The organism is Pseudomonas batumici (assembly GCF_036585405.1).
Taxonomy (GTDB): Bacteria; Pseudomonadota; Gammaproteobacteria; order Pseudomonadales; family Pseudomonadaceae; genus Aquipseudomonas; species Aquipseudomonas batumici.
Window position 1 is genome coordinate 1,320,755 of record NZ_CP144470.1, and the last position, 25,476, is coordinate 1,346,230.

27 protein-coding genes are annotated in these 25,476 nt (G+C 60.9%); 13 read left to right on the plus strand and 14 right to left on the minus strand.

From position 1 onward, the window contains the following. Positions 1 to 291: 291 nt before the first annotated feature. Entirely contained in the window at positions 292 to 1,170 is an 879-nt protein-coding gene (locus NUH87_RS05635) for a LysR family transcriptional regulator (RefSeq protein WP_338525123.1), read from the minus strand. 245 nt (positions 1,171 to 1,415) lie between these two features. On the opposite strand from NUH87_RS05635, the gene ampC reads away from it, so the two are divergent. Beyond that, the gene (ampC, locus tag NUH87_RS05640; protein WP_338525124.1) at positions 1,416 to 2,591 is read left to right on the plus strand and encodes a class C beta-lactamase; all 1,176 of its coding nucleotides are present in this window, start codon (positions 1,416 to 1,418) and stop codon (positions 2,589 to 2,591) included. A 43-nt stretch (positions 2,592 to 2,634) separates the two neighbouring features. Next, positions 2,635 to 3,036: a hypothetical protein gene (locus tag NUH87_RS05645; RefSeq protein WP_338525125.1), complete on the plus strand. Its 402-nt coding sequence runs from the start codon at positions 2,635 to 2,637 to the stop codon at positions 3,034 to 3,036. A 9-nt stretch (positions 3,037 to 3,045) separates the two neighbouring features. On the opposite strand, the gene NUH87_RS05650 is transcribed toward NUH87_RS05645, so the two are convergent. Next, positions 3,046 to 3,957, minus strand: a complete 912-nt coding sequence (locus tag NUH87_RS05650; RefSeq protein WP_338525126.1) for a helix-turn-helix domain-containing protein — start codon at positions 3,955 to 3,957, stop codon at positions 3,046 to 3,048. Positions 3,958 to 4,130: 173 nt separating this feature from the next. Between NUH87_RS05650 and NUH87_RS05655 the strand changes: the two genes are divergently transcribed. Genes NUH87_RS05655 through NUH87_RS05665 form a run of 3 tightly spaced genes read left to right on the plus strand, consistent with a single transcriptional unit; the run spans position 4,131 to position 7,921 of the window. Continuing rightward, positions 4,131 to 5,489, plus strand: coding sequence for a glutamine synthetase family protein (locus NUH87_RS05655; protein WP_338525127.1), 1,359 nt, complete (start codon positions 4,131 to 4,133; stop codon positions 5,487 to 5,489). A 45-nt stretch (positions 5,490 to 5,534) separates the two neighbouring features. Beyond that, positions 5,535 to 6,623, plus strand: coding sequence for a polyamine ABC transporter substrate-binding protein (locus tag NUH87_RS05660; RefSeq protein WP_338525128.1), 1,089 nt, complete (start codon positions 5,535 to 5,537; stop codon positions 6,621 to 6,623). After that, positions 6,620 to 7,921: an FAD-binding oxidoreductase gene (locus NUH87_RS05665; protein WP_338525129.1), complete on the plus strand. Its 1,302-nt coding sequence runs from the start codon at positions 6,620 to 6,622 to the stop codon at positions 7,919 to 7,921. Before NUH87_RS05660 ends, NUH87_RS05665 begins: the two co-directional genes overlap by 4 nt. Before the next feature lie 418 nt (positions 7,922 to 8,339). Here the strand turns inward: NUH87_RS05665 and NUH87_RS05670 are convergent, their stop codons facing one another. From NUH87_RS05670 to NUH87_RS05700, 7 genes are all read right to left on the minus strand, one after another. Then, complete coding sequence (locus tag NUH87_RS05670; RefSeq protein WP_338525130.1) at positions 8,340 to 8,756, minus strand: hypothetical protein; 417 nt, start codon at positions 8,754 to 8,756, stop codon at positions 8,340 to 8,342. Between the two features lie 344 nt (positions 8,757 to 9,100). Continuing rightward, positions 9,101 to 9,418, minus strand: coding sequence for a hypothetical protein (locus NUH87_RS05675; protein ID WP_338525131.1), 318 nt, complete (start codon positions 9,416 to 9,418; stop codon positions 9,101 to 9,103). A gap of 10 nt (positions 9,419 to 9,428) precedes the next feature. After that, a complete protein-coding gene (locus NUH87_RS05680; RefSeq protein WP_338525132.1) occupies positions 9,429 to 9,725 on the minus strand; it encodes a hypothetical protein in 297 nt (98 codons plus the stop codon). Positions 9,726 to 9,756: 31 nt separating this feature from the next. After that, a complete protein-coding gene (locus NUH87_RS05685) occupies positions 9,757 to 10,986 on the minus strand; it encodes a D-amino acid dehydrogenase (protein ID WP_338525133.1) in 1,230 nt (409 codons plus the stop codon). A gap of 161 nt (positions 10,987 to 11,147) precedes the next feature. Further along, on the minus strand, positions 11,148 to 11,462 hold the full coding sequence (locus tag NUH87_RS05690) for an AzlD domain-containing protein (RefSeq protein ID WP_209437178.1): 315 nt from the start codon (positions 11,460 to 11,462) through the stop codon (positions 11,148 to 11,150). After that, positions 11,462 to 12,160 carry an AzlC family ABC transporter permease gene (locus NUH87_RS05695; RefSeq protein WP_040068073.1) on the minus strand — a complete coding sequence of 233 codons (699 nt, stop codon included), beginning with the start codon at positions 12,158 to 12,160 and terminating at the stop codon, positions 11,462 to 11,464. Before NUH87_RS05695 ends, NUH87_RS05690 begins: the two co-directional genes overlap by 1 nt. 142 nt (positions 12,161 to 12,302) lie before the next feature. Continuing rightward, the gene (locus NUH87_RS05700) at positions 12,303 to 12,959 is read right to left on the minus strand and encodes a ribonuclease T2 (RefSeq protein ID WP_338525134.1); all 657 of its coding nucleotides are present in this window, start codon (positions 12,957 to 12,959) and stop codon (positions 12,303 to 12,305) included. A gap of 195 nt (positions 12,960 to 13,154) precedes the next feature. Between NUH87_RS05700 and NUH87_RS05705 the strand changes: the two genes are divergently transcribed. Further along, positions 13,155 to 13,979: an aspartyl/asparaginyl beta-hydroxylase domain-containing protein gene (locus NUH87_RS05705; RefSeq protein ID WP_040068068.1), complete on the plus strand. Its 825-nt coding sequence runs from the start codon at positions 13,155 to 13,157 to the stop codon at positions 13,977 to 13,979. Between the two features lie 90 nt (positions 13,980 to 14,069). On the opposite strand, the gene fabV is transcribed toward NUH87_RS05705, so the two are convergent. From fabV to NUH87_RS05720, 3 genes are all read right to left on the minus strand, one after another. Then, positions 14,070 to 15,266, minus strand: coding sequence for an enoyl-ACP reductase FabV (gene fabV / locus NUH87_RS05710; protein ID WP_338525135.1), 1,197 nt, complete (start codon positions 15,264 to 15,266; stop codon positions 14,070 to 14,072). Positions 15,267 to 15,458: 192 nt separating this feature from the next. Further along, complete coding sequence (locus NUH87_RS05715) at positions 15,459 to 15,662, minus strand: hypothetical protein (RefSeq protein ID WP_338525136.1); 204 nt, start codon at positions 15,660 to 15,662, stop codon at positions 15,459 to 15,461. Between the two features lie 61 nt (positions 15,663 to 15,723). Continuing rightward, positions 15,724 to 15,993: a DUF2790 domain-containing protein gene (locus NUH87_RS05720; protein ID WP_338525137.1), complete on the minus strand. Its 270-nt coding sequence runs from the start codon at positions 15,991 to 15,993 to the stop codon at positions 15,724 to 15,726. 328 nt (positions 15,994 to 16,321) lie between these two features. Between NUH87_RS05720 and NUH87_RS05725 the strand changes: the two genes are divergently transcribed. The 3 genes from NUH87_RS05725 to ppnN all read left to right on the plus strand — a co-directional run bounded on the left by NUH87_RS05725 (position 16,322) and on the right by ppnN (position 19,921). Further along, positions 16,322 to 17,062: a response regulator gene (locus tag NUH87_RS05725; RefSeq protein WP_338525138.1), complete on the plus strand. Its 741-nt coding sequence runs from the start codon at positions 16,322 to 16,324 to the stop codon at positions 17,060 to 17,062. Then, positions 17,059 to 18,372, plus strand: coding sequence for a HAMP domain-containing sensor histidine kinase (locus NUH87_RS05730; protein ID WP_338525139.1), 1,314 nt, complete (start codon positions 17,059 to 17,061; stop codon positions 18,370 to 18,372). Before NUH87_RS05725 ends, NUH87_RS05730 begins: the two co-directional genes overlap by 4 nt. 175 nt (positions 18,373 to 18,547) lie before the next feature. After that, entirely contained in the window at positions 18,548 to 19,921 is a 1,374-nt protein-coding gene (ppnN, locus tag NUH87_RS05735) for a nucleotide 5'-monophosphate nucleosidase PpnN (RefSeq protein ID WP_040068059.1), read from the plus strand. 60 nt (positions 19,922 to 19,981) lie between these two features. Here ppnN and tam read toward each other — a convergent pair whose 3' ends face one another. Beyond that, complete coding sequence (gene tam, locus NUH87_RS05740) at positions 19,982 to 20,746, minus strand: trans-aconitate 2-methyltransferase (protein WP_338525140.1); 765 nt, start codon at positions 20,744 to 20,746, stop codon at positions 19,982 to 19,984. A 103-nt stretch (positions 20,747 to 20,849) separates the two neighbouring features. On the opposite strand from tam, the gene NUH87_RS05745 reads away from it, so the two are divergent. The 4 genes from NUH87_RS05745 to NUH87_RS05760 all read left to right on the plus strand — a co-directional run bounded on the left by NUH87_RS05745 (position 20,850) and on the right by NUH87_RS05760 (position 24,941). After that, the gene (locus tag NUH87_RS05745) at positions 20,850 to 21,773 is read left to right on the plus strand and encodes a LysR family transcriptional regulator (protein ID WP_338525141.1); all 924 of its coding nucleotides are present in this window, start codon (positions 20,850 to 20,852) and stop codon (positions 21,771 to 21,773) included. Between the two features lie 327 nt (positions 21,774 to 22,100). Continuing rightward, positions 22,101 to 22,976, plus strand: a complete 876-nt coding sequence (gene dapA / locus NUH87_RS05750) for a 4-hydroxy-tetrahydrodipicolinate synthase (protein ID WP_338525142.1) — start codon at positions 22,101 to 22,103, stop codon at positions 22,974 to 22,976. A 64-nt stretch (positions 22,977 to 23,040) separates the two neighbouring features. Beyond that, the gene (locus tag NUH87_RS05755; RefSeq protein WP_338525143.1) at positions 23,041 to 23,415 is read left to right on the plus strand and encodes a DUF2784 domain-containing protein; all 375 of its coding nucleotides are present in this window, start codon (positions 23,041 to 23,043) and stop codon (positions 23,413 to 23,415) included. 278 nt (positions 23,416 to 23,693) lie between these two features. Next, positions 23,694 to 24,941, plus strand: coding sequence for a ribonucleotide-diphosphate reductase subunit beta (locus tag NUH87_RS05760; RefSeq protein WP_338522962.1), 1,248 nt, complete (start codon positions 23,694 to 23,696; stop codon positions 24,939 to 24,941). 88 nt (positions 24,942 to 25,029) lie between these two features. Here the strand turns inward: NUH87_RS05760 and NUH87_RS05765 are convergent, their stop codons facing one another. Continuing rightward, complete coding sequence (locus NUH87_RS05765) at positions 25,030 to 25,326, minus strand: fructose-bisphosphate aldolase (RefSeq protein WP_338525144.1); 297 nt, start codon at positions 25,324 to 25,326, stop codon at positions 25,030 to 25,032. Positions 25,327 to 25,476 lie beyond the last annotated feature (150 nt).

A 25,476-nucleotide genomic window follows, 5' to 3' on the forward strand; every position in this document is an offset into this window, starting at 1 on the left:
CTTGCTCGCGATGATCGTCCAGACACTGCGGGGCATCAGGTTTCCCGCGTTATCGTTGACGTCCATCGCGAGCAAGCTCGCTCCTACAGCAGCCTGGATATAACCCGGCGCTTGAATCATCATTTCGATTGATCATTCAAATCGCAAAACAGAATTTTTCATTTTTCTGCAATCCGTCCAGGATACGCTCGCCCCTACTCTCTCGGACGAAGCCCATGAATCTCAATTTTGCCATTGCCTGCGCCGTTGTCGTGTCCTTCGCCATTGCCCTGCTTCACGGCTGAACGCTGCTCAAGCCGTGGCAATAGCCTCGACCAGCCAGCCCCTGAACGCCACCATCGCCGAGGTTTCAGGACGGGATTGCAAACGCGTCAGCCAATAGCTGCCCGTGGCGATACCGATATCGAAAGGTTGTCGAACCACCTCGGCTGCCAATTGCCGGGAGAACATCATCACCGGCACCAGGGCGACACCACCCCCCTGAAGGGCCGCCTCCATCATCGCCAGCGAGGAATCGAAGACGATGCTGTCGGGTACCCTCCCCTCGACCGGCAAGCCGGCGGCCTGAAACCATCGTGGCCACTCGTCAGTCCGATAGGAGCGCAACAGCGTCTGCTTCAGCACGTCGGCCGGGCTCTTCAGTTGTCGCGCAATCTGCGGAATGCACACCACCGATAGGGGCGTTTCCAGCAGGTGCACGGCCTCCACCCCGTGCCACGCACCGGCGCCGAAACGGATGGCAAAATCAAGGCCTTCGGCGGCCACATCGACCCGGTTGTTGTGGGTCGACAGGCGCAAGTCGATAAAGGGATAGCGGGCGCGGAAATCGGCCAGGCGGGGCAACAGCCAGCCCAGCGCAAAAGTCCCCACGGCCCCCACCGTCAGCACCTCCCTATAATGCCCGCCCTCGAACCGCCCCAGCGTCTGGGCAATCCGGTCGAAGGACTCGTTCAGCACCGGCAACAGGCTTTCGCCTTCGGCCGTCAGCATCAGTCCTCGGGCAATTCGCTTGAACAGTGTCACTTTCAACTGCCGTTCCAGCCCCTTGACCTGATGGCTCACCGCCGCCTGGGTCACGCACAGCTCGATCGCCGCCCGGGTGAAGCTCAGGTGTCGCGCGGACGCCTCGAAGGCGCGCAGCGCATTAAGCGGCAAGTGCGGTCGAACCATGATCGAGTTCCTAGTTTTCCTAATGGCTAATCCGAAATTTCATTGTTTGTCGATTTCCCCCACGCTGACTACATTCAGCGTCCAGGCACCTGCATGGACCGCTAAAACTCACGAAAAACCGCGTAAATCGGGGCTACCGCCCTCCCTTAACGCAGCAGGGTCATCCGACCGGCGTATTTTCGACGCAAAAAACCGCTCCAGGGCGAGCGGTTAACATAATGAAACATATTGGGAGCCTTCGAGCCATGCTCAAAAAGAACCTTGCCAAACTGGAAGCCCTCGTAACATCCCTCCTGCTGGTCGGCGCCAGCCACAGCTTCGCGGCGGACAACACCCAGGACAACATCAAGGCCATCGTCGACGCCGCCATCGGCCCCGTCATGCAGGAGCAGAACATTCCCGGCATGGCGGTGGCTGTCCTGGTCAACGACAAGCCGTATTACTTCAACTACGGGGTGGCTTCGAAGACGGACCGGCAACCCGTGACCAATGACACGCTGTTCGAGATCGGCTCGGTCAGCAAGACCTTCACCGCGACCCTGGCCGGCTATGCCCAGGCGCAGGGCAAACTCAACCCGTCGGAACGCGTCAGCCACTACCTGCCGGAACTGCAAGGCAGCGCGTTCGACCGCATCACGGTGCTCCAGCTCGGCACCTACTCGGCCGGCGGTCTGCCCCTGCAGTTCCCGGACGCGTTCGACACCCAGGACAAAATGCTCGACTACTTCAAGCAATGGAAACCGACTTATGCGGCGGGCACCCATCGCCAGTATTCGAACCCGAGCCTGGGACTCTTTGGCTATGTGGCGGCGAAAAGCCTGGGGGCCCCTTTCGATGAGCTGATGGAGAAAACCCTGTTTCCCAAGCTCGGCCTCAAGAACAGCTACATCCACGTTCCAGAGGCCCGGATGAGCCATTACGCCCAGGGTTACGCCCAGGATGACAAACCCGTCAGAGTGGGTCCCGGTGCACTGGATGCCGAAGCCTACGGCGTCAAGACCACCTCGACCGACCTGCTGCGCTATGTCGAGGCCAACATCCGGCCGGAACCCCTCGAGGCCCCGCTGCACAAAGCCATCGACCTGACGCAGAGCGGTTACTACCAGGTCGCGGGCACCACCACCCAAGGACTGGGATGGGAGTTCTACCCCTACCCGGTCAAGCTTGATCGATTGTTGACGGGCAACTCCTCGGAGATGGCGCTCGAGGCCTACAAGGTCAACCCATTCAACCCGGCGCACCCGCCGCAAAAGAACGCGCTGTTCAACAAGACCGGCTCGACCCGCGGCTTCGGCGCTTATGTCGTCTACGTGCCGGCGAAGAAGGTCGGGATCGTGATGCTGGCCAACAAAAACTATCCCAACCCGGTCAGGGTCAAGGCCGCCTACCAGATCCTGAACGCGTTGGAGGGCGTTCGGTAAGCGGATAGGCAAAGGCCGGCCGGGTTGGCTATGATCGGAGCCCATGACAGTCTCACTCCCGATCCGCCAGCCCTGCCCTCCCGGCGCCTGCATTTGCGAGCGGGAGCAACTGCTGCAGATGCCGGGCGCCGACCTGCGCATCCTGAGCCTGACGCGCCAGGAGGAAAAGCGCCTGCTCGATCGTCTGGAAAACCTGCAGAGCCTGGCCGACCTCGAGCGCCTGCAACAGCGGATGTACGATCAGTTGGGCCTCCGCGTGAGCGTCGCCCCGGGCTTCAATGAAGTGCGGACCATGCGCGGCATCGACATCCAGATCGACGAACATCCCGGCCTGTGCCGCAAGACCCGCCAGTCGATTCCGGCGGCGATACGCCGGGGCCTGGAGAAAAACCCGCAGATCGCCTACGACCTGCTCAACGCCAACGACCTGTTGCGCGATGCCTGAGACGCGCGCTCAGCGCAGCCGCTGCCCGCGCTTGAGGGTCTCGCTCGGCAGTTCGCCGAACAGCGCCCGATAGCTGTTGGAGAACCGCCCCAGGTGCCAGAACGACCAATTCATCGCCACCTCGGCCACCGTCTTGTCCTGGGCGTTACGCCCGAGCAGTTCATGGCGGGCGCTGTTGAGCCGGCGCAAGCGCAACCAATGGCTCGGCGTCATCCCGGTGTAGGCCTTGAACGCGTGCTGCAGCTGGCGCAATGAAACCCCGGCGACCTGGGAAAGCTCCAGCAGATTGAGGGTCTGCTCAGGCGAATCGGCCGCCCACTCGCCGATGTGCTTCATGATCGAACGCTCTTCGGCGCGACGCTGCAAGGAGCCCCGATCCAGGCGGACACAGGCGTTGTCGAGAATGTAGAGACAATCGTCCAGCAGTTGCTGCGTGAGGCTTTCCCGGCTCGGCGGGTCGAGGGTCTGCGCCAGGCGGGTCAAGGTCCCGCTCAGCCAGCGGCTGAACAAGCCGTTCTGCTGCGAGTTGAGCGGCGCCATGAACAACCCCTCCAGCCGCGCCACGTCCAGGCCATGCTGCTGAACGAACGCCGAACCGAACACCACCGCCACCTCCTGATAGTTCTCGGGGGTGATCCAGATATTGCGGCTCTCGCCGTTGAGCACATACAGGGCGTTGTCGCTGCGATCGAAGCAGAAGGCCAACGCCCCCGACGGCGCGCTGAAGTTCTGTTCGACCCGGGTGTTCATGCACTCCTCGTAGATCTGCACCCCTTGCAGGTCCAGGTAACGAATCTGTCCGGCGAAATGCCCCGGCGACATCTGCTGGTAATGCTGCACCCAACCCGGTGTGACCCGTATCTGCTCAGCCACATCGGCGGTGTTGAACGCTTGAACCCGCAAGGCGTTTGACTCTGTCATCGGATGACCATTTGCACTCATTTGGTGCATTTTAGGCGTCATAAAGTGGATAGATGGAACCCCCATCGCTCGCCCAAGATAGTCGCCAATGCGCCGCGGGGGAAGTCTCTCGCCGTTCGACCGGGATGAAGACACGGCACCCGGCGCAGAAAAAAACCAACCACGAGGTCTTTATGAATGCCCCTTTCGATCAGCTGTCTTCCTGGCTGAAAGAACACAAGATTACCGAAGTAGAGTGCGTGGTCAGTGACCTGACCGGTATCGCCCGCGGCAAGATCGCCCCCACCAACAAGTTCCTGCATGAGCGAGGCATGCGCCTGCCGGAAAGTGTACTTTTGCAAACGGTAACAGGGGACTTCGTCGACGACGATGTCTATTACGACCTGCTCGATCCCGCCGATATCGACATGATCTGCCGGCCGGACTCGTCGGCGATCTATCTGGTGCCCTGGGCCATCGAGCCGACTGCCATCGTGATCCACGACACCTTCGACAAGCAGGGCAACCCCATCGAGCTGTCGCCACGCAATGTCCTGAAAAAAGTCCTCAAGCTCTACGCCGACAAGGGCTGGCAGCCCATCGTCGCACCGGAAATGGAGTTCTACCTGACCCAGCGCTGCGAAGACCCGGACCTGCCGCTCAAGGCGCCGCTGGGCCGTTCGGGCCGTGCGGAAAGCGGTCGGCAGTCGTTCTCCATCGATGCCGCCAACGAATTCGACCCGCTGTTCGAAGACGTCTACGACTGGTGCGAAGCCCAGGGCCTGGACCTCGATACGCTGATCCACGAAGACGGCCCGGCGCAGATGGAAATCAACTTCCGTCACGGCGATGCCCTGGACCTTGCCGACCAGATCACCGTGTTCAAGCGCACCCTGCGTGAAGCCGCGCTCAAGCACAACGTGACCGCGACCTTCATGGCCAAGCCCATCGCCGACGAGCCCGGCAGCGCCATGCACCTGCACCAGAGCGTGGTCGACAGCGCCACCGGAAAACCGATCTTCGTCGATGCCGACGGGCAGATGAGCCAGCTGTTCCTGCACCATATCGGCGGCTTGCAGAAGTACATCCCCAAGGTGTTGCCGATGTTCGCCCCCAACGTCAACTCGTTCCGCCGCTTCCTGCCGGACACCTCGGCTCCGGTCAACGTCGAGTGGGGCGAGGAAAACCGCACCGTGGGCCTGCGGGTACCGACCTCCAGCCCCGACGCCATGCGCGTGGAAAACCGCCTGCCCGGCGCCGACGCCAACCCTTACCTGGCGATTGCCGCGAGCCTGTTGTGCGGCTACCTGGGCATGGTCGAACAGGTCGAGCCGAGCGCCAAGGTCGAGGGCCGGGCCTATGAACGCCGCAACCTGCGCCTGCCGATCACCATCGAGGACGCACTGGCGCACATGGAAGAGTGCCCGACCCTCGAACGCTACCTGGGCACCCAGTTCGTACGTGGCTATGTGGCGGTCAAGCGCGCCGAACACGAAAACTTCAAGCGCGTGATCAGCTCCTGGGAGCGCGAATTCCTGTTGCTGAGCGTCTGATTCCGAACCTTTATCCCGACCGAAAACAACTCCAAGAGGTGTCGAATGCGTCTATTGAAATCCGTCGTTCCGCTGGCATTGGCGCTGCTGTTCAGCGCAACCGCCCGGGCCGAGCCGACCGTCAGTGTCTACAACTGGACCGATTACATCGGCGAGACCACCCTCGCCGACTTCCAGGGCAAGACCGGTATCAAGGTGATCTACGACGTCTTCGACTCCAACGAAACCCTGGAAGGCAAGTTGCTGGCCGGACGCACCGGCTACGACGTGGTGGTGCCGTCCAACCACTTTCTCGGTCGCCAGGTGAAAGCCGGGGCCTTCCTGAAACTGGATCGCGCGCAATTGCCGAACTGGAAGAATCTCGATCCCAAGCTGCTCACGCTGCTGGAGCAGAACGATCCGGGCAATGAACACTCGGTGCCGTACCTGTGGGGCACCAACGGCATCGGCTACAACGTCGACAAGGTCAAGCAGGTGTTGGGCATCGACCATATCGACTCCTGGGCGGTGCTGTTCGAACCGGAGAACCTGAAAAAGCTCACCCAATGTGGTGTGTCGTTCATGGACTCGGCCGACGAGGTGTTCCCGGCGGTGCTCAACTACATGGGCATGGACCCGCGCAGTTCGAAACCCGACGACTTCAAGAAAGCCGAAGCCAAGCTGCTGACCCTGCGCCCCTATATCACCTACTTCCACTCCTCCAAGTACATCTCGGACCTGGCCAACGGCGATATCTGCGTCGCCTTCGGTTACTCGGGTGACGTGTTCCAGGCCGCCAACCGGGCCAAGGAAGCGAAGAACGGGGTGAACATCGCCTACTCGATTCCCAAGGAGGGCAGCAACCTGTGGTTCGACCTGCTGGCCATTCCCGCGGATGCGGCCAACGTCAAGCAAGCCCACGCCTTCATCAACAACCTGCTGGACCCGCAGGTGATTGCCAAGGTCAGCGCCACCGTCGGCTACGCCAACCCCAACCCGGCGGCCAAGCAGTACATGGACGTGGCGCTGGTGAACAACCCCGAGGTCTATCCGTCCCAGGAGGTCCTCGATAAGCTCTACATCTCCACCACACCGACGCCTGAGATCATGCGCCTGATGACCCGCTCCTGGAGCAAAGTGAAGTCCAACAAATGAGTCAAGCCAGCCCAATGGAACATGCCCGCTCCTACTACGCGGCGACTGCCGGTTCGATGCCGGATCATCCCCGGCTCGAATCGCAGGTGAGCGCCGATGTGTGCGTGATCGGCGGCGGCTTTACCGGCATCAACACCGCCATCGAACTGGCACAGCGCGGACTCTCGGTGGTGCTGCTCGAAGGCCGGCGGATCGGCTGGGGCGCCAGCGGGCGCAACGGCGGGCAGCTGATTCGTGGCATCGGTCATGATGTCAGTGGTTTTGCCAAGTACGTTGGTGAGGAAGGCGTGCGCTACCTGGAGCGCGCCGGTATCGAGTCGGTCGAGGTGGTGGCCAATCGCATACACGAGCACGCCATCGACTGCGATCTGCGCTGGGGCTTCTGCGAACTGGCCAATACCCCGGCGCAGTTCGCGGCGTTTCGGGCGGAACAGGAGCACCTGGCGGAGTTGGGCTATGCCCATGAAACCCGGATTGTCGCGCCCCAGGACATGGCCCAGGTGGTCGCCAGCACGGTGTATGCCGGCGGCCTGATCGACCGGGGCTCGGGGCATTTGCATCCGCTCAACCTGGTGCTCGGTGAAGCTCGGGTGGCGCAGGCGCTGGGGGTGCAGATATTCGAGCACAGCCCAGTGCTGGAGCTGGTTCACGGCAATACCGTGGAGGTGCGTTGTGCCGCCGGCAGCGTGCGCGCCAATAGCCTGGTACTGGCCTGCAATGCGCACCTGGAAGACCTGGAGCCCCGCCTGAGCGGCAAGGTGCTGCCGGCCGGCAGCTACATCATCGCCACCGAACCGCTGGCGCCCGAGGTGGCGGCCGAGCTGATTCCGCAGAACCTGTCGCTGTGCGACCAGAAGGTCGGGCTGGACTACTACCGCCTCTCGGCCGACAAGCGCCTGTTGTTCGGCGGTGCCTGTCATTATTCCGGGCGCGATCCGGCGGATATCGGTGCCTATATGCGACCGAAGATGCTCAAGGTGTTCCCGCAACTGGCGGATGTGCGTATCGACTATCAATGGGGCGGCATGATCGGCATCACCGCCAATCGTTTCCCCCAGGTCGGGCGCCTGCAACAGTATCCGAATGTGTTCTATGCCCAGGGTTATTCGGGGCATGGCGTCAACGTGACTCACTGGACCGCGCGATTGCTCGCCGAAGCGATCCATGCCGGACAGAGCCAAGGCATGGATATCTTCAGCGCGGTGCCGCACATGACCTTCCCCGGTGGCAAGGCGTTGCGCTCGCCGCTCCTGGCATTGGGGATGTTGTGGCATCGGTTGCGTGAGGTGTTGGGCTGAGAGGTGCGACGTCACAAGGTAAGGTGTTGCACTTAGCTTTTGCGGCCGCCCATTTTTAACTAAAAATGCCTCACCACACAGGCGTTTAATTATTCCTTTTCTGGATAGTTACACCATCGACACTGAACGTATTTCAAGGTGAAAAATGGAATAAACCGAAGCGCCTTATTTCCGCACCTAGGACAGCGAATGTTTGAAATTCGGATTATCAACATAAATCCAATTATAGCACCGCCGGAATTAAGCACTGTGAAAACCCATGCAGGTGGTTCCCCCCAAAAAAATTCTATACTTAATAAGACTGCCAGTTGAGTCAAGAACGCGACTGGCAACCACAACCAGAACGAATTGCGCCGACGGCGTACTTCCTTTAGAAAATCATTTTTATCGTGAGGCATGATTTTTATAAAACCTCAAGTTACTTTAGACAAGAAAAATATAAACGCTCTAAAACCTTGTTATCTCCTTGCTTCTTGCTCGAAACAACATCTACATCACGACATAGTATTTTGGTTTTTAGGCGCTCTGGTACGGCAAAAAGAGCCCCATTCTCCCCTATTCTATTCAAGATAACCCATACTCGTGCAGCTTGATTAGCTTCAGCTGGAAAGCCCACGACGTCCACCCCCGCCTGATTAACATTATTAATAATCATGACGAAAGTCCTATCCACGTCATTTCTATGCTCTAACTCCAAACCTTGTAAAATTGAATAATATTTTTTATCGCCAAGCTCGCCACTCATAGCCCTTGTATAAAGTTGATATACAAAGACAACCACTGCCAAAAGCATTATTAGTGCACACCCTACGAAAACGTGTATTTGCTTGCTCATAGGGCCTCACTTTGGATCCAACTGCTTTAGGATTGAAGAAGGCTTTCCTCCCAAAATGCTTTTCATTCTCACCCTCCTAATCCAACCTTCCCAGCAGCCTGGAAGGGATCGTTATTGCCATGACGCGCCCCACGTTATCGGTGAAGTCGCTGGCGGTTCGCCCCAAGGGGTTGCTCACGCTGGCGAGATCTCCAATAGAATAGCTGAGAGCGGTATTCGCTCCGATGGGGTCGGCGATCTGTGCTGGTGTGGCACCAAAGGAGGACTTGCAATCGCTCAGATCGGCGGCCAAGTGAGCGAATCGGAAGCAGGAAGGAAATAATTAGGCAGCAGACTCAAAGAATTTACTCTTCAATGCGTAACACTTGCCTCACGGCTTTGGGGTTCGTTTCATAGCAACGGACCATGTAGCGGCAATAGTCTTCAACCGTTCGGATAACCAGCGCACCAGAGGCAATATCCTTCGCCACCTTGCGATCAACAACGTCGTATATGTCGTCGTTGATTAGATCGAATTCGTTCCTTTTGAAATTCGAAACGAAGCTGCTTTTCAAATCCTCACCGAATTTTTGCTCGAGGCGTAAGGCATCGAGAGCGATTCCGAACACCGCCGCGACTCGCCTCATCGCTGCATCCCATATCCGCTTTTCAATATCGTTCATAGCTGCCTCATCATTTCTGACAACCACAGTCGTCTGATGATATCGCGCCCCATGCAGCCTCGCCTATGACGCCCCAGTCATAGACCCCCTCGAATATGAAGGAGCTCGTCGCAACCGCCCCAGTGGTGGCGCCCGCTGTCGTTCGCCCTTGGCCGTCCGAGGTGAATTTCACGGCATTGCCCAAGGGATCGGTAATCTGCGTCAGATGTCCAAAACTGTCATCGCTGTAGCTGGTCGTGTGACTCAGACCATCGGTGTGGCTGGTCAACTGATTGAAGATGGGGTAATAGGTATAGCTGTCCGTCACGGCCTGCAATGTCCCTTGCAGTCGGTAAACATCAGCCAGCCGCGTGTTCGATCAGCCGCACCAGTCGCTGCGCACTGCCAAAGGCCAGGGTCATGCCCAGTGCGCCATGCCCGGTGTTGACGTACAGGTTACTGCCTGCGAGGCGCTCCAACACAGGCCTGCCGGTGGGCGTTGCCGGCCGCCAGCCGCTCCAGGGCTGGCAATCGTCGGCATTCCAACCGCCACCGAACAGCGCCTCGGTCGAGGCCTGCAACTGCTCGATCCGTGCCGCCGGAATCGACGCATCCATCCCGCACAACTCCACCATTCCCGCGACCCGCAGGCGGTCACCGATGCGGGCGAACACAGTCTTGCGGCGCATATCGGTGATACTCACCGTCGGCGCCCGGGTGTGCTCGGTAATCGGCAGCGTAATGCTGTAGCCCTTGAGCGGATACACCGGCAAGCGACTCCCCAACTGCGCCAGCAGGCCAGTGCTGTAAGCGCCCGCTGCCAGCACCACCGCCTCGCTGTGCAGTACCTCGGCCCCTTCCTGGGCATGCCTCAGGTTCAGGGCGGTGATCCGCCCACCACGGCGTTGGAAACCTTCGACCTTGCGGTCGAACAACAAGCGCACGCCCTCGCCGGCCATGATCCGGGCCATTTCGCGACACAGCTTGAGACCATCCACCGCGCACTCGCTGTCGGTGTGAATCGCACCATGAAACGCCGACTGATAGCCGGCCAGCGCCGGCTCGATCGCCACCGCCTCGCTCGCGCTGACCACCTGCTGTCGCGATCCCAGGCCCGCCTGGAAACGTAGCTGGTTCTGCGCCTTGTCCAGCCCTTCGGCATCCGGGTACAGCACCAGCTTGCCGGTGCGGGTGAAATCGCAGTCCAGGGGCTGCGCCTGCATGAACGCCTCCAGGGCCAGACGGCTCTCGGTCGCCAGCGCCAGCAACTCCACCGTGGTCTGGCGCGACACCGAGGTCCGGCAGGCGGCCAGGAATTCCATGCACCAGCGCCATTGTTCCGGGCTCCATTGCGGGGTGAAGCGCAAAGGCCCGCTACGGTCGAGCAACAGCTTCGGGATACCCGGCAACAGCGACGGATCGGCCAGCGGTTGCACATAGCTGTAGCTCAACTGCGCGCCGTTGCCGGCCACGGCGCCCATGCCGGGTCCGGGCGCCTGGTCGACAACCGTGACGCGATGCCCGGCCCGGTGCAGAAACCAGGCACTGCTCAGGCCGACGATGCCCGCGCCCACTACGCAAATCTCCATCACTCCGCCTCCTTGTCCAGGGCCCAGCCGCTCAGGCTCAACCGGTGCAGTCGGTCCGCTGCTGATAGGTCGGAGTCATTATGCGGCGCATGACCAGGCACTCAAACTACCGGTGGGCGATACCCCGTTCAAATGCCCCGCACCAGCGACTCAGTTCGCTATCACGCCAACCACCACCGCAACAGAAAGAAGAACGCCATGCTCAGCAACATGCTCAGCAAGGTGTTGCGGGTGTAGATCACTAAGCCGATGGCCACCAGCGAACTGATCAAATACGGATTGTCGTACTGCAGGTTCAACTGGTGATCGGGCATGAACACGATCGGCCCGCAGATCGCCGTGAGCATGCCCGGCACGGCAAAGCCGAGGAACTGCCGGGCGTTGCTGCTCAAGCGCACCGGCAGGCGCGGTTCGAGAAACACATAACGGTTGAGGAACACCAGCAAGCCCATGCCAACTATCACCGCCCAGACGATCATTCGCGCCCCCGATACAGCTTGTTGCAGACAAACCCCGCCGCCATTCCCGCCAATCCCGACAGCACCAGCGCCGAACCCCAGTGCCAGTAGCTGAACAGCACCGAACAGAACAACGACACGGCCACGCAGACCACCGTGGGCACATTGCGCACCACCGGGGTGATCAAGGCGATAAAGGTCGCGGCGATGGAGAAATCCAGCCCCAGGTGCTCAAGACCGGGAATGCTGCGCCCCAGCACGATCCCCGCCAGGGTGAACAGGTTCCAGGCGACATAGAACGTCAGCCCCACTCCCAGGGCATACCAACGGTTGAACTGTTGCTTGTCGTGCTGGCTGGTCAGGGCGAACAGCTCGTCGGTGAGCAGGAAGCCCAACCCGAGCCGCCAACGGCCGGGCAAGGGGGAAATCACCGAGCGCATGCTCATGCCATAAAGCAGGTGCTGCGACGTCAGCAAGGCGGTGGTGAGCAGAATCGAGAAGATCCCGGCGCCGCCCTTGAGCATGCCGATGGCCACCAGTTGCGCAGCCCCGGCAAACACGATGCTGGACAAGCCCTGGCCTTGCAGGGGCGTCAGGTCGGCCTCGATGGCCATGGAGCCGGCCAGCAATCCCCAGGGCGCGGTCGCCAGGGACAGCGGCATGATGGCCGCGGCACCGCGCAGGAAGGCAGTGCGAGGTAACAGATGATCGGACATAGGACTCGGGCACAAGGAAAAGACGCCGACTTTGCCAGCCCGTAGCGCGTCTGTCTTGAACATTTGTGCACGACCGCGCACTTGAGCCCTGGCCCCGGTGGCAGCGCGCCGAGTCAAACGCTGCCCAGGGCCCCCGGACCGATCAGCGAATCGGCGGCACGCGCACCGGCCCTTGTCGGCACTGATTCCTGACACCCTTGCCACACTCGCCGAAGCCCAGGTCCTTGGTCAGGCACACCCGCACTTCCGCCAGTTCAGGTCCGCTGCAGCGCACCGTCACGCCGCCCTCGGGCATCCCCGGATTGCTCTGCCGGAACAGTTGGACGATCTGATCAGCGGAATACTCGCGCGGTGTCGTCGAGGGTTGCAGGGCCTCGGGAACCACGACCGCCCCCAGTGCCTTGTCGGCTGCATTCAGGTAGCCCGAGGCGCCCAGGCCACTGCAGGTGCCGTGCTTGTTCCACTCATGTTCCAGCAGCTTGCCCGAGGGAAACAGACTGAGCCCCTTCTGCCGCTCCTGTTGAGTCAAGGGCGTCAGCGGCGGGCAGGATTGCGGCCAGCCGCCCTTGGCATATTGCGGCCACAGGCCATGGAGCACGAAGCCGTAGCCCTTCCCGCTGCACTGCTGGGCATTGGCATGGGTCAAACAGAAGGTCGGCGACCAGGACAAGGTCAGCAGGTAGTAATCGAAGACGCCCGCCACCGACTCCGTCTGCGGCCTCGATTGCCGGGCTTCACTCACACCTGCATAGCCCATCGTCAAGACAATGAGCAATGCGACTACAGAAGATAATTTCATTGGTTTTCCCATTCCTTCAGGCGCCATCATGGCGATCAACGCAGCATAACCATGGCGTCAGATTGATATCCGGCTCTAACAAAAACTGTTAATAGCCACTGCAAAACAGTAACATTCAGCACTTTTTTCAGGCTTTACCGCGCCGTCCCGGCGCACGCCACCCGTGACAGTAGTCGCTCCAGGGAGCAGTGTTTCATGAGTACTCGCACTATCCGCAAGAAAGCCGTCTCCGTCCTTTGGGTCCTGGCCGTGCTCTTGCTGATCTACAGCTTTCCAAAAACCATCCTCGGCTTTCTGCTTCTGGTCGGGGTCTGCGGCATCTATGACTTCCTGCGCAACGGCATCTACACCGCCGAGCTTGCGAAGAAGTACTTTATCGGCAACGGTCGCAACACCTGGGTGCTGTCGCCCTTCAACTCGCTGTTCGACCTGATCAGCAAGCCCAACCGCGGCGTCTACCGGATGCAGGACCTGCCGCAAGACTGCCAGCGCGACCTGCAGCAGGTCATCGACAAAGCGATGAGCCACAAGGACGAGATCATCGAGTACCTCGACTCGCGGATGGCGGAAAACCGGCGCGGCATGCTGTTCTTCCAGTGGTACGGGCGCAAGATCGACACCGAACTGGACATCTCCGAGCTCCAGCAGAAGTTCCCCTACGTCAAGACCGTGGGCGTGTCGGTGTTCAATGAAAACCGCTCGACCTCCTTCCACTTCGGCCCGTTGCGCATGATGTTCCGTGTGCTCTACAACATGGCCCCGGCGCCGCACCATGAAGGCGTCTACATCCAGTGCCGGAAACAGAAACATTACTGGCACGATGATCCGCTGTTCATTTTCGACGACACGCTGCTGCACGCGTCCTTCAACAAGAACGACGCCAAGCGTTACTGCCTGTTCATCGACATCGTCCGCCCGTCCTACGCACCGTTCATTCTCAACGGCGTGATCTCGGCGTTCGCGGGCGCAGCGTTCACTTTGCGCCGGGTCTTCTACAAGAACTGGAAAGTCATCGAGTAACAACAGCCAGGGTTGCGCAGCGTCTTCGACGTTGCGCAATGCCGATCCCCCGACAGGCGCTGGATGACCAGCCCCTGCCAGGGTCCTGACTCAAGCCTGGATCAGATTGACGATCGCCACGTCCGGGCTGACGTCGGCATCGTAATCCACACCTTCGACCCCGAAACCGAACAGACGCAGGAACTCGGCCTTGTAGCCGGCAAAGTCCGTCAGTTCGTTGAGGTTTTCGGTGGTGACCTCATCCCACAGCTTCGCTACCTGCTCCTGGACCTGCGGCTGCAGTTCCTTGTAGTCGGCACGCAGGCGGCCTTCTTCGTCGAGGATCGGCGTCGGCGAGTACAGGCTGTCCTTGTACAGGCCGTAGACCTGCTCGATGCAGCCTTCGTGGGAACCCTGCGCCTTCATCACCTTGAACAGCAACGACAGGTACAGCGGCATGATCGGGATCGCCGAGCTGGCCTGGGTGACCACGGCCTTGAGCACCGAAACCCGCGCGTCGCCGCCTTTGGCCGCCAGACGCTGGCGAATCTTCAGGACTTTCTGGTCCAGGTCCTTCTTGGCCGCGCCAATGGAGCCGTTCCAGTAGATGTCGTGGGTCACCTTTTCACCCAGGTAGGTGAACGCAGTGGTTTTCGCACCGTCCGCCAGCACGCCGGCTTCGTCCAGGGCGTCGATCCACAGCTGCCAGTCTTCGCCACCCATGACCTTGACGGTACCGTCGATTTCTTCCTGGGTCGCTTCGGCCAAGGTGGTCACGTTGACCTCTTCCTTGTCGGTGTTCAGGCCACGCTGGGTGACCGACTTGCCGATCGGCTTGAGCGTCGAGCTGTAGACTTCACCGGTTTTCGGATCGGTACGACGCGGTGCCGCCAAGCTGTAGACCACCAGGTCGATCTTGCCCATGTCGCGCTTGATGGTCTCGATGGTCAGGCGCTTGACTTCATCGGAGAAAGCGTCGCCGTTGATGCTCTTGGCGTACAGGCCCTTGGCTTCAGCGAACTTGTGGAACGCGGCGCTGTTGTACCAGCCGGCGGTGCCGAGCTTGCCTTCGTCGCCTTCGCGCTCGAAGAACACGCCGAGGGTATTGGCGTCGCAGCCGAAGGCCGCGGTGATGCGTGCCGCCAGGCCGTAGCCGGTGGAAGCACCGAGCACCAGGACGTTCTTCGGTCCGTCACTGACCGGGCCTTGCTGGGTGACGTAGTCAATCTGTTGCTTGACGTTGGCTTCGCAACCCACTGGATGGGTGGTCACACAGATAAAGCCACGAACGCGTGGTTTGATGATCATAAGGTTCCCTTTTCTCATAGGCCGATATCGACACTGATGGTAAGCAGCGTCGCGGATTCTAGTCATAGACGTTCAAAAAGCCGAGGCGTCACTGCTTTTACAACACAGGCCCCTGTGGGGAAAGCAAAATCCCTTGCCTTGTATCGCCCGAACCCTGATCAGCCGACGAGCGCGCAACATTCCAGCCCCCATCTACGCCAGCACCGTGCCATCCTGACCCGACGCCTCGAGATAGCGCTCCTGGGGCGCATGGCGGGAACCGTCTTCAGCCAACGGTGCCAGTTGGAAACAGACGCCACTGTCACAATGGCGACTTTCAGCAGCGGCATTGGCGTGCACCGCAACACCGGCCAGGGAGAAGACAATCGCCGTCAGGCAGCTTTTAACGTGGTTCATGGCATAGGCTCTCATATCAGGGATCAAAGGCAGCGCGCTTGAGTGAAGGGTCGAAGACAGCTCAGCTGCCTTCGTTGCAACGGTCGGAGAATTTGCGATAGTCGAGGATATGCTCCTGGCTCTGTGAATCGAGGTAGGTCATCCGGGCGTTGATGACGCTGCACGCTGCTCCGTCGGCCTCGGTGATGGACAGCACTTTACTGACATCCAGGTGGGTGCCGTAGCTGTAGGTTTCTGGCTGGGGCTGGACCTGTGCTTCGGCCCGGGCCGACAACGTGCAGATATTGAGGGCGGTGAAGAGGCAGGCGGCGTAGATGGATTTGCTGTTCATGGTGGTTTCCTGTCGATTCAAGGGTCGGTTGTTCAGTGAGCCCGAGGCACTCCGCAGTGCCTCGATGGAGCTCATTGAACGCCCTTGAGGTATCCCGAATGTGTCGCGAACCGGCCCGCGTTCAAGCTCAAGTATCCCGAAGGCACCGGGATACAGAGCGATACAAATCCTTCGGTTGCGGGCCGCCATCGGCGCGCAACCGCCAGGCGTTTTTGCATTCCCGTGTATCCGTAGCCCGCCAGATACACTGCAATACAAAGGCCCGATGCCATCCGCCGCCGCCCTCGCTAGACTGTGCCCTGAACCTACACTGACGGAGCCTGGCCCCATGGATCATGTCGATCACATCCTGATCGTGGACGATGACCGCGAGATCAGAGAGCTGGTGGGCAACTACCTCAAGAAGAACGGCCTGCGCACCACCGTGGTCGCCGACGGCCGGCAGATGCGTGCCTTCCTCGAAACCACGCCGGTGGACCTGATCGTGCTGGACATCATGATGCCCGGCGACGACGGCCTGCTGCTGTGCCGCGAATTGCGCGCCGGCAAGCACAAGAACACACCCGTGCTGATGCTCACCGCGCGCAGCGACGAAACCGACCGCATCATCGGCCTGGAAATGGGCGCCGACGATTATCTGGTCAAACCCTTCTCCGCCCGCGAACTGCTGGCCCGGATCAACTCGGTGCTGCGCCGCACACGGATGCTGCCGCCCAACCTGGTCGTCACCGAGAGCGGCCGGCTGCTGGGTTTCGGTCGCTGGAAACTCGACACCAGCGCCCGTCACCTGCTGGATGAAAACGGTACCCTGGTGGCCCTCAGTGGCGCCGAATATCGCCTGTTGCGGGTGTTTCTCGATCATCCGCAGCGGGTTCTGAACCGCGACCAGTTGCTCAACCTCACCCAGGGCCGCGACGCCGATCTGTTTGACCGCTCCATCGACCTGCTGGTCAGCCGCCTGCGCCAGCGCCTGCTGGACGATGCCCGCGAGCCGGCCTATATCAAGACCGTGCGCAGCGAAGGCTATGTGTTCTCGCTGCCGGTGGAAATCCTCGGTGAGCAACCATGACACTGTCCCTGCGCTGGCCGCGCACGCTGGGCTCGCGACTGTCGCTGATCTTCCTCGGTGGATTGATCCTCGCCCAGGCACTGTCTTTCGGCGCGCAGTCCTACGAGCGCTATCAAAGCGCCAGGAGTGCCATGCTCGGCAATCTGGAAACCGATGTCTCGACCGCCATCGCCATCCTTGAGCGCCTGCCGGCGAACGAACGCGAAAACTGGTTGCCACGTCTTGAGCGGAGCAACTACCGCTACCTGCTGAACGACGGCGAACCCGGCACGCCCATGCGGCCGGACGAAGTACCGATCGCCGTGCCCTCGCTCGAAGAGGCCATCGGCCGTGACTACCCGCTGACCTTCAGCGACATTCCCGGTCCGCGCAAACACTTCCAGGCCCATCTGAAACTGCACGACGGCAGCCCGGTGACCCTCGACGTGACTCCGTCGATCAAGCCCATGTCGCCCTGGCTGCCCTTTGTATTACTGGGCCAGTTGCTGCTGATGCTCGGCTGCGTCTGGCTGGCGGTGCGGATTGCCGTGCGCCCGCTGACCCGCCTGGCCCACGCCGTGGAAAACCTCGATCCCAACACCCACGGCGCGCCCCTGGACGAAACCGGCCCGACCGAAGTAGCCCACGCGGCGGCGGCCTTCAACGCCATGCAGGCGCGTATCGCCGCCTACCTCAAGGAACGCATGCAACTGCTGGCGGCGATTTCCCATGACCTGCAGACCCCCATCACCCGCATGAAACTGCGGGCCGAGTTCATGGACGACTCGACCGAGAAGGACAAGCTCTGGCAGGACCTGGGCGAGATCGAACACCTGGTTCGCGAAGGCGTGGCCTATGCCCGCAGCGTGCACGGCGCCACCGAAGCCAGTTGCCGCATCGACCTGGACGCCTTTCTCGACAGCCTGGTGTTCGACTACCAGGACACCGGACAAGCCGTGGAACTGATCGGCAAGAATGGCATGCTGATCGACACCCGCCCCCATGCGCTACGGCGGGTGCTGGTCAACCTGGTGGATAACGCACTGAAATTCGCCGGGCAGGCGCAGATCGTGATCGCCACCCGGGAAAACCGGCGCCTGTCGATCCAGGTCCTGGATCGTGGCCCGGGGATCTCCCAGGCTGAGCTTGCGGACGTTCTCAAGCCCTTCTATCGCGTGGAAAACTCACGCAACCGCAGCACCGGAGGAACCGGACTGGGCCTGGCCATCGCCCAACAACTGGCCATTGCCATGGGCGGGACCCTGACCCTGAGCAACCGTGAGGGCGGTGGCTTGTGCGCGGAGCTCGAGCTGGATAGCGACGCGAGTTGAGCACTGACGACACGTCTACGGGTTTCGCGGCGCGTTAAAATCCTGCAAGCTGAACAGACCGGCACCAACCACCTGGGTGCCGATTTAGCTATGCTAGAACCACGCGTGCGCGCGAAGCCTTTCTGGTGCGGCCGGCGCCTTGTGGCCCGGAGGCATCGCCTTGATGGAATAAAGCATGACCCAACGATCGGTAATCAACGCCTCGGTTAGCCCCAAGGGCAGCCTCGAAACCCTTTCCCAACGTGAAGTGCAGCAACTGAGCGAAGCCGGCTCCGGCAGTATCTACACACTGTTCCGCCAATGCGCCCTGGCCATCCTCAACACCGGCGCCCATGTCGACAATGCCAAGACCATCCTCGAAGCCTACAAGAGCTTCGAGATCCGTATTCACCAGCAGGATCGCGGCGTACGCCTGGAACTGCTCAACGCCCCGGCCGACGCCTTCGTCGACGGCGAAATGATCGCCAGCACCCGCGAAATGCTTTTCAGCGCCCTGCGCGATATCGTCTACACCGAGAACGAGCTGGAAAGCCAGCGCATCGACCTGGAAAGCTCCCAGGGCATCACCGACTACGTCTTCCACCTGCTGCGCAACGCCCGCACCCTGCGCCCTGGCCTGGCGCCGAAAATGGTGGTGTGCTGGGGTGGCCACTCCATCAGCAGCGGGGAATACCAGTACACCAAGAAGGTCGGTCACGAACTGGGCCTGCGCAGCCTGGATATCTGCACCGGCTGCGGTCCCGGCGTGATGAAGGGGCCGATGAAAGGCGCCACCATTTCCCACGCCAAGCAACGCATCACCTCCGGCCGCTACCTGGGCCTGACCGAACCGGGCATCATCGCCGCCGAGGCACCGAACCCGATCGTCAACGAACTGGTGATCATGCCCGACATCGAGAAACGCCTTGAGGCGTTCGTCCGGGTCGGACACGGCATCATCATCTTCCCGGGCGGCGCCGGTACCGCCGAAGAGTTCCTCTACCTGCTCGGCATCCTGATGCACCCGGACAACCGCGACCTGCCCTTCCCGGTGATCCTGACCGGCCCGCGCAGCGCAGAAGCCTACCTTCAGCAACTGAACGACTTCGTGGTGGCGACCCTCGGCGAGGCGGCGCAGAAACACTACGAAATCATCATCGACGACCCGGCCGAGGTGGCCCGGCAGATGGCCCAGGGCTTGAAGGAGGTCAAGCAGTTCCGCCGCGAACGCAACGACGCCTTCCACTTCAACTGGTTGCTGAAGATCGACGGCGGCTTCCAGCGCCCGTTCGATCCGACCCATGCCAACATGGCGAGCCTCAATCTCAGCCGCAACCTGCCCGCCCACGAACTGGCGGCCAACCTGCGCCGGGCGTTTTCCGGGATCGTCGCCGGCAACGTCAAGGATAAGGGCATTCGCCTGATCGAGGAGCACGGCCCCTACGAGATCCACGGCGATGCGGCGGTGATGCAACCGCTGGACAAGCTGCTCAAGGCCTTCGTTGCACAACACCGCATGAAACTCCCCGGTGGCGCGGCCTATGTGCCTTGCTATCGCGTGGTGAGCTAAACCCCTGGCGATCTGCCTGTGCCAGCCGGACTGGCACAGGCAGATGCCCTCGCACAGGTTTCAACGCGTCGCGACCACGAACAACCTGGGAAACGGCAACAGCACCGTTCCATCGGCGAGCGCCGGATAGGCCTCGCTGACCACCGCCAGGTAAGCCTCCAGAAACTCTGCCTTCTGACCCTCGTCCAACGGTGCCAGGTACGGCCGTAGCGCCGAGCCCTTGAACCACTCAACCACCGCAGCGTGACCACCGGCCAACGGATGGTGATAGGTGGTGCGCCAGACATCCACGTGGCTGCAGTGCGGGCGCAACAGCTCATAGTAGAAGGTCGCGTCGTGCCGTGGCGGATGCCGAACCGTCGCGATCTTGTCCGCCCACGGACCGTTGGCGGCTACCTCACGCGCCAGCCGGTGGGACGGCTCCTGCATGTTGTCCGGGGTCTGCACCGCCAGGCTGCCACCGGCGACCAACTTGCTGACCAGATGGGGGTAAAGCGTCGCGTGATCCGGCACCCATTGCAGCGAGGCATTGGCCAGGATCACATCAAAGGCCTGGTCCGGGTTCCAGGTGGCGATATCGGCCAGTTCGAAATTCAACTCCGGTAAGCGCGCCCGGGCACTGACCAGCATGTCGTCGGAACTGTCCATGCCGGTGACCCGCGCCTCGGGAAAACGCTGGGCCAGGACCTCGGTGGAATTGCCCGGACCACAACCCAGGTCGACGGCCACACGGACCGTGCGCGTGGGGATGGCGGCCACCAGATCGCGGACCGGGCGGGTGCGTTCTTCTTCAAATGCCGAATATTGCTTGGCTGACCAGGTCATCACGCTTCCTCTTGTGTGCGGGGAGTGAGCACAAGCCTAGGTTTTGCACGCCATGATGACAAATGCTAATAATGACAAGCTGCCATACTAAAAAGGTATTGAAATGCTTGAGCTGCGTCGTTTGCACGCGTTTGTCGTGATCGCCGAAGAAGGCCATATCACCCGGGCGGCGGAGCGCCTGCACATGCAGCAACCGCCCCTCACCCGCCTGTTGCAGAAGCTCGAGGCCGAGATGGGTGTGCCGCTGATGGAGCGCTTGCCGCGCGGTGTTCGCCCGACCACGGCGGGCCTGGCGCTGCTGGAAGAAGCACGGGCCGTGCTGGCGCGGGCCGAGGGCGTGACCGAGGTGGTGCGCCGCGCCGCCCGTGGCGAACAAGGGCGGCTCGGTGTCGGCTTCACCAGTTCGGCGGCGTTGCATCCATTTGTGCCGGGCGTGCTGCGGCATTTTCGCGAGGCCTTTTCCGGCGTGTCGGTCGTCCTGGAGGAAGCCGGTACTGGCGAGCTGATGGATGCCCTGGTGCACGAGCGCCTGGATGCGGCCTTCGTGCGCTCGCCCTTGAGCGGCACACCGACCTTGCAGGCCGAACCGATCCTGGTCGAACCGATGCTGCTGGCGCTGCCGATGGATCACCCCATGGCGCAGGACACCCGCACACCACTGCCCTTGTCCGCGCTCGCGGGCGAAGCCTTTGTGCTGTATCGACGCCGGGTGGGGCTGGGACTTTACGACGCCATCCTGGTGGCGTGCCGTGAAGCCGGTTTCAGCCCACAGGTGATTCAGGAAGCCCCGCGCATGGCCGCCACCTTGAGTCTGGTCGCCGCTGGCCTCGGGGTTTCCATCGTTCCGGCCTCGATGCAGCGCCTGCGTGGCGACGGGATCGCCTATCGCGCGCTGTCGCAGTGTCCGGGGCTGATCGCACCGCTGCACCTGGCAACCCGCGTGGGCGATAGCTCATCGGTGCTACGGCGGTTTCGGGAACTGGTGATCGAGGCGGCGTCGGCGGAGAGTCAATCATCCCGGACCTGAAGCCGTCGGAACTTCCAATTAACAGGTATCGGCAATTGACAAACCCGCCGCCAGCTTTTAAAACTGAACGCCTGATCCAGGGTGTAAACAAACATGTCCGCAACGTTCAACTCTATCGCTATTGCCATTGGCTTGAATGCCAAGGCAGCGGCGTGCGTTGCGTTTGCCCCTAAATCGAAGAAACAGTCGCTCATGTGACCGGGGCGCGCTGTCCCGTCAGATGAGCTGACAGGACATTGAGCGCGACGACGGGTCACCCCTCCTCCTTCCCAACTTCCTTCTATGCTTCTGACGGTGACGACACGGTCAACCATCAGGAGAAAGTGCATGTCATCGTTTCAAGGTATCTGGGTTCCCCTCGTCACGCCGTTCGTGAACCAGGCCATCGATTTCGTCGGTTTACGGCGCCTGGTCACGCATCTGCTGGATAGCGGCGTCGACGGCATCGTGGTCTGTGGCACCACCGGGGAAGCCGCCGCACTGGGCAAACATGAACAACTGGCGGTGCTGGATGCCGTGCTGGAACTGGTCCCGCCGCAACAGGTGGTGATGGGCCTGGCAGGCAACAACCTCAGCGAGTTGCTGCAGTTCCAGAGCGAGATACTCAAGCGTCCCCTGGCCGGCCTGCTGGTGCCCGCGCCCTATTACATCCGCCCTTCCCAGGCCGGTCTGGAAGCCTTTTTCAAGACCGTCGCCGATGCCTCCAGCGTACCGATCATTGTCTACGACATTCCCTACCGGACCGGAGTGAGCTTCGAGCAGGCGACCCTGCTCAAGATCGTCGCCCACGAGAATATCGTCGCCATCAAGGACTGCGGCGGCAACCTGGGCAATACCCTGGCACTGCTGGCCAGCGGCAAGGTCGATGTGCTGTGCGGCGAGGACAACCAGATGTTCAATGCGATGTGCCTCGGGGCAACCGGTGCGATTGCCGCCTCGGCGCATATCCATCCCGAGTTGTTCGTACAACTCCACCGGCAGATCCAAGACCAACAGCTCGCAGCTGCCAGAGCGACTTATTTCCAACTGACACCGCTGATCCAGGCCCTGTTCGTCGAGCCCAACCCCGGCCCGGTGAAAACCGCCCTCGCCCTTCAAGGACTGATTGCTGACGAACTGCGCGCACCGATGCAAACCAGCAGTGAAGCTACGACCCAGCGCCTGAAAGACATCCTCGCGACGCTCAAGCACAACGCCCGGTAGAGGCCGGACACCCACCCGGGTAGGATGTCTGGACTTAATCCATGAACTTGCCAAGGAAGTCGAGATGTTCTACCGGATAGCAGCCGACGGGCTGGTGTCGTTTCACCTGCTGTTCATCCTGTTCGTGCTGTTTGGCGGGCTGCTGGTGCTCAAATGGCGCCGATTGATCTGGCTGCACCTGCCCGCCGCGACCTGGGGCGTGGCCGTGGAAGTCTTCCACCTGGAGTGCCCGCTGACCCGTTGGGAAAACCTCTTTCGCCAGGCCGCCGGACAAGGCGGTTATGGCGAAGGTTTCATCGAACACTACCTGATTCCACTGATTTACCCGGCCGGGCTGACACCGACGATACAGCTTGGCCTGGGCGCCCTGGTACTGTTGCTCAACCTCACGGTCTACCTGCACCTGTTCAAGACCCGCCGTCCGAAAGCCGCCCTCTAGACACCTCGCCGAGGGGCTGCGACGAAACAGCGCTGTTGCCGTCCCTCGGATTGACCCTCTGAGAAAACCACCATATAGTGTGCTAATATTAAATAAAAAACACTACATGATGTGCCGCCTTCTCCTACCGGCACCTCTCATCGCCCTGGGATACCAGGGTTTTTCGATGCCTGCTTATGCCGTGAATCCTGTTGAACGGGAACTTCAAACACGTGTCTACCTGCCTGACGAAAAGGCAGTGAACCAGGCCTACAAACACCCCACACAAGGAATATCCGATGCTCAGCTGGGACGAATTCGACAAAGAAGAAGGCGAGGTAGCCGTCAAGGGCGCCAACGCCGGCCACGCCACCGAAGCCAACCTGGACCGCCTCGACAGCGCCGGTGGCGCCGCGGCCCTGGAAGCCCGTGCCGTGACCGCTTCCGACTCGGCCGCCATCGCCCGCGCCAAGGCCGCGCTCGACGCCCTCGACGTCGCCGAAGGCCTGGCCGAGCTCGAAGGCGCTTCAGCCCGTGTCGCGGTCGATGAAAAGCGCATGATCAACTGCCGCGCCGACCTCAACCAGCTCGTGCCGTTCAAGTACGACTGGGCCTGGCAGAAGTACCTCGACGGCTGCGCGAACCACTGGATGCCGCAAGAAGTCAACATGACCGCCGACATCGCCCTCTGGAAAAACCCGGAAGGCCTGACCGACGACGAACGCCGCATCGTCATGCGCAACCTGGGCTTCTTCTCCACCGCCGACTCCCTGGTGGCGAACAACCTGGTGCTGGCCGTGTACCGCCTGATCACCAACCCCGAGTGCCGCCAGTACATCCTGCGCCAGGCCTTCGAAGAGGCGATCCACACCCACGCCTACCAGTACTGCATCGAATCGCTGGCCATGGATGAAGGCGAGATCTTCAACATGTACCACGAGATTCCATCGGTGGCGAAGAAGGCCACCTGGGGCCTGAAGTACACCCGTTCGATCTCCGACCCGGAATTCAAGACCGGCACCGTCGAGACCGACAAGGAACTGCTGCGCAACCTGATCGCCTACTACTGCGTACTGGAAGGCATCTTCTTCTACTGCGGCTTCACCCAGATCCTGTCCATGGGCCGGCGCAACAAGATGACCGGCGTGGCCGAGCAGTTCCAGTACATCCTGCGTGACGAATCCATGCACCTGAACTTCGGCATCGACGTGATCAACCAGATCAAGATCGAGAACCCGCACCTGTGGGATGCCGAGATGAAGGAAGAAGCCACCCAGATGATCCTGCAGGGCACCCAGCTGGAAATCGAATACGCCCGTGACACCATGCCGCGCGGCGTGCTGGGCATGAACGCGGCGATGATGGAGGACTACCTCAAGTTCATCGCCAACCGTCGCCTGAGCCAGATCGGCTTGAAGGAAGAGTACCCAGGCACCACCAACCCGTTCCCATGGATGAGCGAGATCATGGACTTGAAGAAAGAGAAGAACTTCTTCGAGACCCGCGTGATCGAGTATCAGACTGGCGGGGCGTTGAGCTGGGATTGATGCAGGTATTCACCTTGGGTGAATAGACTGGAACATCGAAAAGCCCTGAACTTGTTCAGGGCTTTTTTGTTTGTGTCTGGGCACTGCGTTATGAAGCCATGCGCTTCGCTTCCAGACCTCGCGCTTCGATCACGTCGAACACGTCACTGGCATCCTGTAGAAACAGGCGCGAAATCGCGGCGACGTTGCCCATGTCTCGCGGATCGCTATCGCTCAGTCGGCTACAGGTGAACAAGGTCATCAACTTGTTGACCGCCCGCATGCGCTCGCTGACGCAGGCATGCAGATCAACCAGCGGCGCATGGCGATCGATGTAGAGAACGGGGAATTGGGTGGAGACGCTGTCCATCGGGACGAAGCGCCTGGAGGGGTGCTCGGTATTCATGCTGGAACTCCTTGTCATGAAGAATTCCATATGTCGTCAGGCTGCGAAACCCGGCTATCCGGGATCAGCCGGGGAACAGACCCAAGCTTGAGCGCCCTACTCCATCGAAGCAATTCGCCAAAGCCATCAGATACCTGTCGAGTTTTCCGA